The sequence below is a fragment of the Rhizobium herbae genome (assembly GCF_017873135.1).
Lineage (GTDB): Bacteria > Pseudomonadota > Alphaproteobacteria > Rhizobiales > Rhizobiaceae > Pararhizobium > Pararhizobium herbae.
Window position 1 is genome coordinate 353507 of record NZ_JAGGJV010000007.1, and the last position, 10696, is coordinate 364202.

The 10696-nt window shown below is 57.8% G+C and carries 7 protein-coding genes; 2 read left to right on the top strand and 5 right to left on the bottom strand.

All coding sequences use genetic code 11. The annotated features are described in order from the left end of the window. Nucleotides 1-46 precede the first annotated feature (46 nt). Entirely contained in the window at nt 47-802 is a 756-nt protein-coding gene (locus J2Z75_RS20485; protein ID WP_209854614.1) for an IclR family transcriptional regulator domain-containing protein, read from the top strand. 148 nt (nt 803-950) lie between these two features. On the opposite strand, the gene J2Z75_RS20490 is transcribed toward J2Z75_RS20485, so the two are convergent. Further along, nucleotides 951-1994, bottom strand: coding sequence for a class I SAM-dependent methyltransferase (locus J2Z75_RS20490; RefSeq protein WP_209854615.1), 1044 nt, complete (start codon nt 1992-1994; stop codon nt 951-953). A 306-nt stretch (nt 1995-2300) separates the two neighbouring features. On the opposite strand from J2Z75_RS20490, the gene J2Z75_RS20495 reads away from it, so the two are divergent. Next, nucleotides 2301-4298, top strand: coding sequence for a putative bifunctional diguanylate cyclase/phosphodiesterase (locus J2Z75_RS20495; protein ID WP_209854651.1), 1998 nt, complete (start codon nt 2301-2303; stop codon nt 4296-4298). Between the two features lie 32 nt (nt 4299-4330). On the opposite strand, the gene repC is transcribed toward J2Z75_RS20495, so the two are convergent. The 4 genes from repC to J2Z75_RS20515 form a co-directional block, all read right to left on the bottom strand. Beyond that, entirely contained in the window at nt 4331-5545 is a 1215-nt protein-coding gene (gene repC / locus J2Z75_RS20500; RefSeq protein ID WP_209854616.1) for a plasmid replication protein RepC, read from the bottom strand. Between the two features lie 155 nt (nt 5546-5700). Next, nucleotides 5701-6726, bottom strand: coding sequence for a plasmid partitioning protein RepB (gene repB / locus J2Z75_RS20505; protein WP_209854617.1), 1026 nt, complete (start codon nt 6724-6726; stop codon nt 5701-5703). A gap of 3 nt (nt 6727-6729) precedes the next feature. Beyond that, nucleotides 6730-7929, bottom strand: coding sequence for a plasmid partitioning protein RepA (repA, locus tag J2Z75_RS20510; RefSeq protein ID WP_209854618.1), 1200 nt, complete (start codon nt 7927-7929; stop codon nt 6730-6732). 1636 nt (nt 7930-9565) lie between these two features. Then, nucleotides 9566-10696 (bottom strand): site-specific integrase, encoded by a 1131-nt coding sequence (locus tag J2Z75_RS20515; protein ID WP_209854619.1) that lies wholly within the window; start codon nt 10694-10696, stop codon nt 9566-9568.

The window sequence follows — 10696 nt, forward strand, 5'->3', positions numbered from 1 at the left end:
TTGTTCGTATAACGCACATAAGAAGTGAAATTTGAGGGATAAAGACATGCGCGAATCGGATTTCGTCAGCGGCTTTGCGCGAGGACTAAGGGTGATCGAAGCCTTCGGGGAAACACGGCCCAAGCTGACCATCGCCGAGGCCGCCAAGCTTACGGAGCTCGACCGCGCGACGGTACGGCGTTGTCTGTTGACGCTCGCCGATCTCGGCTATGCAGATTATGACGGCAAGTTTTTTGCTCTGACACCCAAGGTTCTAAGGCTTGGGCATGCCTATCTTTCGGCCACACCTTTGCCGCTTTTGATCCAACCCTATCTCGATCAGCTCTCTGAGAAGGCGGAGCAAAGCGCTTCGGCGTCGGTACTGGATGGCACGGACGTCGTTTATATCGCCCGGGCCTCGCAGAAACGCGTCATGTCGATCAATCTCTCGCCGGGATCGCGTCTGCCGGCCTATTGCGCCTCGATGGGGCGCGTTCTTCTTGCCTCTCTGCCTGAAAGAGATGCGCGCGACGTCCTGGACCGCTCAGATCTCAAAGCCAACACGCCGCTGACAAAGACCGACCCGGACGTTCTTATGGAAGAGTTGCGAGCCGTCCGCGCCAGCGGCTACGCCGTCATCGACCAGGAGTTGGAACTTGGACTTTGCTCTATTGCCGTGCCGGTGGAAACCGATCGCGGCCGCGTCGTCGCCGCCATCAATATCGGAGCACCTGCCGCCCATGTTGCCGCCGCCGAAATGGCAACGAGATACCTGCCGTTGTTGATGGAGACCCGGAAGGCACTGCGGCTGGTTTTGCGCTAGGCGCCTCGTCGCCCCGGTATCGCCGGGCAAAGCCGGCCGAACTGCAAGCCGTAGAGTCCGGACAGGTGATCGAACGCTATCCGTTTACATGAAAATAGCGCCCGGACCGAACCGGTCCGGGTGCCGATTTTGAGGGTCACGCCAACGTTCAGTGGCGTTTCCGGATGATCCCATAGACGATGTTGCCGTTGGCACCAGATTCTATGCTTCCCTCGAATTCATCCCTGGGTGCGCTTGCGTGGATGATGTTCCACATATCGGTTTCCGAGCGCAGCAGCAGCGCCCAGTTCATGAACGTCTCCATATAGCCATCGTCGGCGACGTCACGCGAGAAATTGGCAAAGAGAAATACCCCATTCGGCTTCAGCATTTCCAGGCAGGTTTGCGTCAGCTTCACGGCAACCTTGTCGGCAAGATAGTCGTAGAGGCCGGCCGCGTAGATAAAGTCGAATGTGCCGATCTGATGCGACTTGGTGAGCAGTCCCCGGACGGAACCGTCGATCGCCTCGACGCATGTGCCTCTGAAATCTTTCGCAATGGAACCGATGCTCATCGGATCCTGATCAAGCGCCAACCACCGCTTGATCCGTCCTTCCTTCAGCGCAACCGAGCGGTCCGCTTCGCGCAGATGTCCGGCCGCAACGGTTAGAATCTCGGTGTCGGGGCCTCGTTCATCGGCGATCTGATCGACATGCCGCGTCAGGAGATCACGGCGTTCGCGCACGGCGACAGGCGACGGCGCATTCCTGGTATATTCATAGAGCGTCCGGCCCAGCGGAGAGGCATTTGCAATTTCCTGTGAAACGCTCGGATGGCCATAGATGAAATCGATCAGGTGCGCATCGCCGGAATAGCCGCGGGGTTTCATGAAAGACCAGCGCGTGAAGGGATCCTGATGAAAGTAGTCCGCAACCGGATGGTTCTGCACGATCGGGATCAGCTCTTGCCAAACATTGGGATGATACTTGCGACGGGTCTCATGAAGCGACCCGATCAGCCGGTGTATGATCTGCGCCGGGTTTTGGTCCTCCTGGATTTGCTGCTGTGCGATCTTCAGCACCAGCGCAACTTCGACTCTTCCCGTTGCCAATTGCTCATAATGAAGATCGGTTTTGGACGAAGAAAGTTCGGTCGTTATGGCCGTCGGGGTGATCAGGCTTTCGCCGTCGAAGGCAATCTTAAATTGGGTCACTCTAACCTCATCCGTTAACAGACTATTAATATTATGGAGAAAATTGGGTGAAGTGCCAATCGAAATTGCTCATTGCCGCATGGCATGGTTAACGCGCTCGCGTAATAGTTGACGCTGCTACACACGCCCGCCAGCTTTCGGCAAGTTCAGGAAAACTTAATGTACCTCCCCTATTGTGCCGAAAAGTGCTGCCTCTTCTTGATAGGTTGCCTATCCGGATTGCAGGCTCGCGCGTCCCGGACAATGCCAATTGTCGGGAGGAGGCGCCGAGCTCGAGAGAATGCACAGCAACGCGATGGGTCGTGCATGAAGCACACGCTGGCAGACGTAGTAGAGATCGATCTCCACGCTGAGCCGCCGAGGCCGGCGTCTGCGGAGCTGCGCACACTTTATCGGAAAGATGGCCAGAATACACGAAGACAAACCACCAGGCAGGGGATGTGGATCGCCATCGCCGTCTATCTCTTGTTCTCCATTACCGACATTCTGCTGGTGCCCGACGTTGCGCATTATACAATCGCCGCACGTTTCGCGATCGGCTCCATCGCTTTCGTCCTGCTTGAGATGCAGGTGCGCCTGAACACCAGCGCGGACATCATCGATGGTACCTGTGCAACAGCCCTCGTCGTGGCCTATGCCGGCTGGCTATATCCTTCGATGATGACGGCGGATACGCAGAGCATTTCCTATTACATGGTCTTCGGCGCCATCTTCATGATGAGCGTCAACCTGTTTTTCAGTTTTAAGTTCCGCCTTTCCCTGGTTGCATCGGTCGTCATTCTCCTCATCTTCCTTGCGGCCCTGCAGTCCTTTCCCCCCCTGTATCCCTCCTACAAGCTTGCATTCGGCACGTTCTGCGTTTCATGCTTCGTCTTTACGTCCTACGTGAACTGGAAACTCAACCGCGAACGCTACAAAGTGTTCCTAAACGCCTTCGAGGCGAAAGTTCAGCACAACGAGGCGGCCGAACGGGGAAAAGCTCTGCTGAGGCTGTCGAACACTGATCCTTTGACGGGACTGGAAAATCGCAGGGCAATCGACCAGAGATTGCGGAACTACTGGGACGACTGGCAAAAATCGGGCAAAAGCTTCGCGACTATCCTGATCGACGTCGATTTCTTCAAGATATACAATGATTGCTACGGCCATCAGGAAGGTGATCGCTGCCTCGTTCTGGTCGCCAATGCCCTTGAGGATTCGATAAAGCCGTACAATGGTTCAATCGGACGCTACGGCGGCGAAGAATTCATTGTTCTCGCCCGCATGGAGACAAGAGAACAGGTGGCCGATCTGGCGGAAGCCGTTTGTCGCACCGTGGAAAAAATGGGTCTGCTGCACCAGCAGCGCCGAGACGGCGTGTCCATTGTCACTGTCAGCGTCGGTGCCTCGTTTACCAGAAGCCAGACCGGCACAAAACTCGAGAAGATCATCCATGAGGCGGATCGCGCGCTGTATACCGCGAAAGCAAATGGTCGAAACTGTGTCAAGCTGTTCGATCCGAACGATCCCCAGAGCAGCGACGAGAGCGAGAATATCGCGGCCTTGCTGAAAATAGCCACCGATCAAAACCTCGTATCGCTCGTCTACCAACCCATCCGGAACGTCTCATCAGGCAAGGTTGAAGCCGTCGAGGCCCTGATGCGTCTCAAAATGCTGGACGGTACGTCCGTCCCTCCAAATCTCTTCATTCCCGTCGCCGAGCGAACCGGCGCGATCCTCAACCTCGGATACTGGGCGATCCGAACAGTGTGCCGCGAACTGCTGGTTGACAACCAAGTGTGCGTGGTCAGCGTCAACGTCTCCCCAATTCAGCTCAAGACACCCGGTTTCGCCACCTCGGTCGCGGCCATCCTCGGCGAAACGGGAGTAGCCGGCGGCAGGCTGGCCTTCGAGATCACCGAAGGCCTTGAGATGGAGATGAATTCTCACATTCTGCGGTGCATCAGCGACCTGAAAATGCTGGGGATCAGGATATGGCTCGACGATTTCGGAACGGGATTTGCGGGGCTTTCCTGGCTTCGCCTGATCGACTTCGATACGGTCAAGATCGATCGTTCCTTCCTGCATGACTGCGGCACCCCGAGAGGCAGGGCCATGCTCCAGGATATCATTGGGCTCGTCCGGAACCGCGGGCATAAAATCCTGGTCGAAGGTGTGGAGACCGACGAGCAGCTGGCACTCATGCGTGAATTTCGCATAGATCAGGTCCAGGGCTTCCATGTCGGCCGGCCGGCCCCCGCGGAAGATTTCCAACGGAACCTTGCTGCCTCCACCCATCCAGCACTTCTCCGAAGACCGGCATAACCATCCGCCTCGTCCGCTCCGCCACAATGCCCCTACCCCGCCTTCCGCTCGCCAGACGTATTCGTGCGCATGAGGGCCATGAGCATCGGGCCCAGCGAGAACTCGCCCTTCTCGGCTCGACGCGTCAGGTCGCGCAGATATCCTCCGGCGGAGTTGATCTGCCCACCCCGCTCGAGGATGCAAGCAATTACCACCGCAGCGTTTTCAGGCCCAAGGATTTCGCAGGCAGTCTGATAGGCGCTCGGACTGACGCCGAGCATTGACCGTACCACCACAGCGGCCCCCATCAGATCGCGCCAGTTGGATATGGCACCGCCCGGCCCGTACATGGTGATGTCAGGGCATGCCTTCAGCACCATACTCAGCGGGAATGCCTTTATCGGCTCAAGCGGTCGCTGCTTCTCGCCCACGGAGTTTTCTCCCTGCTTTTTTTCTAGAGCAGGTTCAAGTTCAGATATGGAGTCGGGATTTGAATTCTGTATGTGCCGCTCATTTTGTAAGTGATTGCCGCCCATTTTCTGAGTTTTAATCTGTATTTCCAGCCGGTTGGCTGCTTCTTCGCGCAGCATTTCCATTTCATCCAGTGCCGCTGCAAGCTGTCCGATCATTGGTCGGCGCGGAAGTGCTGCCAACAACGCACTGTAATGCCGGTGAATAGCCTCCCAATCGCCGCCTATGCCCTCTTCCAGGGCCGTCTCCACAAGCTTCGATACATCGCGGCAGCAAATAGTGAGCCGCTCACGCAGGCGCTGCTGATGCAATCGCTCGGCCACGACTTCGTCCGCGAGACGCTGGATGTCCTCGGCCCGAGCCAATAGCGGAGCCAGCGAAAAGCCGTAAGCTTCGTCGATCGTCCCGGAACGATCCCGACGGGCATAACGCTTGCCATTGGCACTATCCTTGCGCGACAGAAGTCCCGCCTCGATGAGGACAGCCAAGTGCCTCCTGAGTGTCTGCTCTGCCATTCCATGCGCCCGCAACGTGAGCTGTGCGTTCGATGGAAACACGACCAGGCCGTTCTCCTCCGACAGTTCATTCTTCGGGTAGAAGCTCAAAAGAGCGTTCATGACCGCCAAGGCGCGATCTGTCACGCCCAAGCGCGATCTCGCCTCGCACAAGGCGCGATAGAGCTTCCACTTGTCGACCGCTTTGTCCGGCTCCAATTCCTGGGCCATGACTTGACTTGCCACCATGGCAAGCGTCATCGACCGCCGCCCAAAGGGCGTCGTCACACTTCCAACCTGCATTTTCCTTCACCTCGTATCAGGCAAAAGAAATCCACTCACCAAAACGGTGCCAAAGACTCTTGACTATGATTCGCGGAAATGTGATTCTCTAGCTGCTAAACTTCTGAGAAGGGCTTCCACGACGGCAACGTTTGGGGGCCTTTTTCTTTTGCGGTTCAGTCTCCCGTTCCTGTTGTCTCTTTTGCCCGCACAAAATCCTGGTAGAGTGCGGAAAGTCTGGTTTCGACAAAGGCACCGAATTCGGGCTCAATCATTTTGTCGAAGGCGAGTTTCAATGTGTCGCTTGTCTCGGATATCCTGACGGCCTTTCTACCGGCCTCAGTTCTCCAGACTGTGCTTCGTGCCTTGTCCCTGCTCTTGCGCAGTTGGTCATAGACAGCTTGAAAGCGTTCGTCTGATTTCATGTCCGAGAAGCCAGGCTCGAGGATGGCCTTGAGCGCCCTCGCCTTCTTGCTTTTCTCGTCAATCAGATCGGCAAGCTCCGCCCATCTGGTGCGCCCGAAACCCGGAGCGGCACCTATCGCTTCAATGAGCTCAGATGGCAGGCGGTCTACCAACGCGATCATTCGCGACAGAGCAGCCTTGTCCACGCCGAGTGCCGACATGATCACATCACGACTGAAATTTCGCTCCTCCAGCCGCGACGCAAAGAAGGAGCGCTCGATAAATGTCAGGTCGGTACGGGCGTTGTTTTCCTGGCCCTGACTGACGACAAGCTGTTCGTCGGTCAGGTCGCGGACAACGGCCCTGACCGTTCCGCCGATCTTCCTGATGGCGGCCAGCCGGCGGTGTCCGTAGGCAACCTGAAAGCGCCCTTCCCTATCCGGATGCGGACGGACAAGGATTGGCACCTGTTGCCCGTGGTCGCGAATTTGCGAAACCAGCATCTCCTGTTCTTCAGCACTCACTCCCAGCCGATCGACAACGAACGAGCTGTCCACCACGGCCGGATCCAGCTCGACAATCGCCTGCCCCAAGGCAAGCCGCCTTTCCAGTTCATCGACGCGCTGGGCTTTCTCATTGATGCCACCAAGCGACTGAGATATGGCCCCAACGGGGCTCGCTCGCTTCAACGGCTTCTCAAAGCCCGCCAGCGGACGTGAGTTTGCAAACGGCGGTTCATTTTCGACTGTGGTGCTCGCATCAGATTCTGCGAGACCGAAAACGTTCTTGCGGGCCATGAATTACTTCCTTCCCCAGGTCCGCTTGATGAGATCCTCGATTTCCGTATTCACGGCCGTGAGAGATTCGAGAGCGCGGTCGTATGTTCCTCTCGTGAACTGGTTTCTATCCACCTCGTAGAGCGTCTGTTTCGTCAACCCAGCGTCCGAAATGGCCGTGGACTTGAGCATTGCGTTTTCCAGCACGCGGTTCCCGAAGATTGACCTCATAAAACCCGACATCTGCGATTGCGGCCCGTCGTTGGGCTCATATCGGGTTACGAGATATCGCATCCAGTCATAGTCCATCGAACCACCGGCATCCTCGACCACGGAGAGCAGGTCGCCTGTCATATGGAGAAACTGGCTCATCGACATGACGTCCAACATCTGCGGATGCACGGTGATGAGAACGGCCGTAGCCGCGCATAGCGCCGAGAGTGTCAGAAAGCCCAGTTGCGGCGGGCAATCGATCACCACGATGTCGTAGGCGCTTTCGATCTCGGCCAGACACTCCCCAATGCGCGCAAAAAACATGGAATCCGTTTTGTGCCGCATGGCGAGAGCCTTTGGCGTCTCGTGCTCGAACTCCATCAATTCAAGATTGCCCGGAATGATGTGGAGGTTGGGCGTGTAGGTGGCCCGAACGATGTCCGTTATGTCTCGCCTGGCATCGTCGTAGCGGATCGCGCCATAAAGGGTCTCGTTCTCGCCAACGTCGAGTTCCGGCTGATGCCCAAACAATGCGGATAATGATGCCTGCGGATCGAGATCGATGGCCAGAACCCGGTAACCGCGAAGCGCAAGGAACTGGGCGAGATGAGCCGAGCTCGTTGTCTTGCCAGAGCCGCCCTTGAAGTTCATCACGGAAACGACCTGGAGCTTTTCGCCTTCACGGCGATGGCGTACGTATTTCCGGGGGCCTTTCCCTCCATCGTCAAGAATATGGCGGAGATTCTCGATGTCCTGCACGGAATACAAGCGACGCCCGTTGGCCAGAGGTTCGGGGCCGTGCCCGTCAGCTACAATCTGCCGAAGATAGCCCTGGTGGATGCCGATGAAATCCGCCGCCTCCGCAGGAGAAAACTGACGGATACTTTTCTGGGCTGTCGGAGGGAAAGTTCGCTGCTGGTGCGCCTGCAACTGCCTCGACAATTCCTCAGCATCAGAGGATATGAGAGAGCGCAGCGTCTCACGCTTTTTTTCGCCTGCGGTGTTCAACATGGTGGCCCCGAATTTATCCGCGCTTATTTATCAAATAACATTCAAAATGCGCTGATCTCAGTAGGCCCGATTCTCGACTGCGTGGCAAAGCCTTTTTCGTTAACAGGAGATTAACAAAGCAGACCTCCCCTCCCCCGCGACTGTTGTACATGTACAACTTACCGGCATTGACGCTGGCGCCGCGACCTCCTCCTGCACAGCCAGCCGGAACAAGGCAACGGGATGCCCGGCATACTTTCACCGTCCGCGGATGCGCGCAGCCAATGCATCACCCATGAATTCATCACCACCGCATGGTATTCCGGTGATCGCATCATTGGCTTCCACTGCAGCATAGCATTGCCGATGACGACGCGGCAATTCGCGAAAATCGAAAGGGAGCATGCGATACTGATGTCCCAGCTTTGTTCAACTGAAAGCCGGTTGTACATGTACAACTCATCCTCCCTGCTGTTAACGTGTCCCCTCTGCCGTATCGACTGCAACGAACGTGTTGCACGCGATAGACTCACAAAACGGCGGCGCCTCGCATATTGGCCGGGTCGAAACGAAAGCCAAGCAACAGCACAACAAGGCGCTGCCAGAATTTACGCCAGCCATTCTCAAGGCGTCATACGGTCCTGCTCATAATTGACGCAGTCCGATCCCGCTACGAAGACAGCAGGGCGATCGTACCCTCCCGGTCTGCTCGACCAACCGCCGTGGCGACACGATTGCCTAAACTGGCAACCCCATGCGCTATCGCATTCGTGTTTCGCGCGCATTGAACGATGGGGTCCCGTCGCAATCAACGCTACCTGATTGCGGTTGTACGCAATGCGCCGATCATCAAGCTTTCCATTATGTTTGACAGACCCGGAGTAGCCTCAATGCGCCGCATCCTGCTTTGCCCCCACGGGCCTGCAAATATTCATCCGGGAACGGAAGCACCGCAATCAAGGCTGGTTTGGCGCGTCGCGCCGATCGGGCATGAAGCCACTTGCCGGTACCATCCGCGCAACGTCCCACATGGACGGATTCTATGAATACGTTCGTCGGTGGAAGGTGGCGAGAGGATCTCAAACTCTCTGGTGCTGCGGCCCGAGCGCTTCGGGTACCCCAAGCTTTCGACAAGCTCTCGTACACCGGACGGGATCATGCCAAGGATGCAATCGCTGCCGCCTATCACTGCAATCTTTTCTACAGGGGCAATCTGGCGTTCGATATGGCGCGGGGCTCAAGCGCAAAAGCGCGGGACCTCCCCGATAGGCTCGCCAGCCGGGAGAGGAGATTCAGCGCCGACATTTTCTCCCCCACCTGCCGGAAAACTCCCGCGTCGATATAAACCTGGATGCTGCCATAAGGAGTCCATGACACACTCCCTCCGGAACTGTCCTGTAACGGCCGACGCGCGCAGCATTCGGAGAACTGCCTGACCAAGCGCCACAGTTTGGAATGGAGACTTGCGGATTGGCGGCGGTGATGTGCCGAACGGTTCGTCCGACGGAGAAGATCACAACAACCTGTTCGAAGTCATAGGGAACGCCTTGCAGCAGACACCGAATATGTCGCCAAGCCTTGCAGGATTACCGCCATCGTCCGCAAAAGCTGTTCGTCTGACAACGACGCGCAACCTGATGGCCCCAGTAAGTTGGTTTTAAAGCCCGGCTGCCTTGGTGAGGTTCACCCTGAAGCGGTCCCGCCGTCGCTGGTACTTGCGGGTCATCTCCGGGGAAGCATGGCCGAGCTGCTTTTGCACATGGCGCTCGTCGACATCGGCCGAGGAGGCCAGGCCGGCGCGCAACGAGTGGCCGGAGAATTTGCCGGCCCGTTCGCCTTCGGCAAGGTCGCCGCGCACGCCAGCAGCCAGCGCAGTGCGCTTGACGAGGCGCGCGATCTCCTGGTCGTTCAGCCGATCGGCGCCGACGGTTCTTCCCTGGCCGGTCACCCGCCGGAACAGCGGCCCATGGGCGACCCTTGCGAAAGAGAGCCAGGCCTCGAGCGAAACGACGGGGCAGGTGGCATCGCTTGAGCCGCGACCGACCTCGACCTCCCGCCAGCCGGTCTTGCCGCGCAGGGTGACGAGCATGCCCTTGTCGAGGATTTCGACCCAGCCCCGGCCGTCCTCAGTCTGATCCTTCCCGACGTCGAGCCCGACGATTTCCGAGCGGCGCAGTCCGCCGGCAAAGCCGATTAGCAGCATGGCGCGGTCGCGCAGACCGCGCAAGCTTGCCTTGTCCAGCGTCTCCAGCATGGCGATGAGGTCCTTCGGCATTACCGCTTCCTTCTGCACCGGCGGTTTTGCATGGGTGTTGCGGATTCCAGCCATGACGGTGGCGATGTGGCGATCCCTGCGGTCGAGCGGCTGGCCGCGCTGCGAAAAATTCCAGCAGAGCGACGACAACCGCCGCTCGATCGTCGAAACCGAATTGGGTTTTCCGGCGCCGGCCGTTGCGCCGATGCCAGCGCCCGTGACGCTGCTTAAGGCGCTGCCGGAGGCGCAGGCGGCAACATAGAGACCGACGATCTGCGGATCCGGGGGCAGGGGAGACAGAGACTGCCGCCGGCACCAGGCAGCAAAATGCTTCCAGTCGCTGGCATAGGCACGGCGTGTATTGACGGAACTGGCGGCCTCGACATAACTTCGGGCGCGATCGGCAAGCGCTTCGAGGCTTGCCGGCAGGGCAGGTGAGGCCAGCGGCGCGGTGTTTACGATATCGGAACCGTTATCGTGGAAGAATGCGGCTCGGTCGGCGGCGTGGTTTTTGGAGTCGGTGATTTCGGCCAT

Coding starts and splice junctions, on each gene's coding strand:
- repB (WP_209854617.1), bottom strand. CDS start 6,726: ATGGCCCGCAAGAACGTTTTCGGTCTCGCAGAATCTGATGCGAGCACC.
- repA (WP_209854618.1), bottom strand. CDS start 7,929: ATGTTGAACACCGCAGGCGAAAAAAAGCGTGAGACGCTGCGCTCTCTC.
- J2Z75_RS20515 (WP_209854619.1), bottom strand. CDS start 10,696: ATGGCCGAAATCACCGACTCCAAAAACCACGCCGCCGACCGAGCCGCA.
- repC (WP_209854616.1), bottom strand. CDS start 5,545: ATGCAGGTTGGAAGTGTGACGACGCCCTTTGGGCGGCGGTCGATGACG.
- J2Z75_RS20485 (WP_209854614.1), top strand. CDS start 47: ATGCGCGAATCGGATTTCGTCAGCGGCTTTGCGCGAGGACTAAGGGTG.
- J2Z75_RS20495 (WP_209854651.1), top strand. CDS start 2,301: ATGAAGCACACGCTGGCAGACGTAGTAGAGATCGATCTCCACGCTGAG.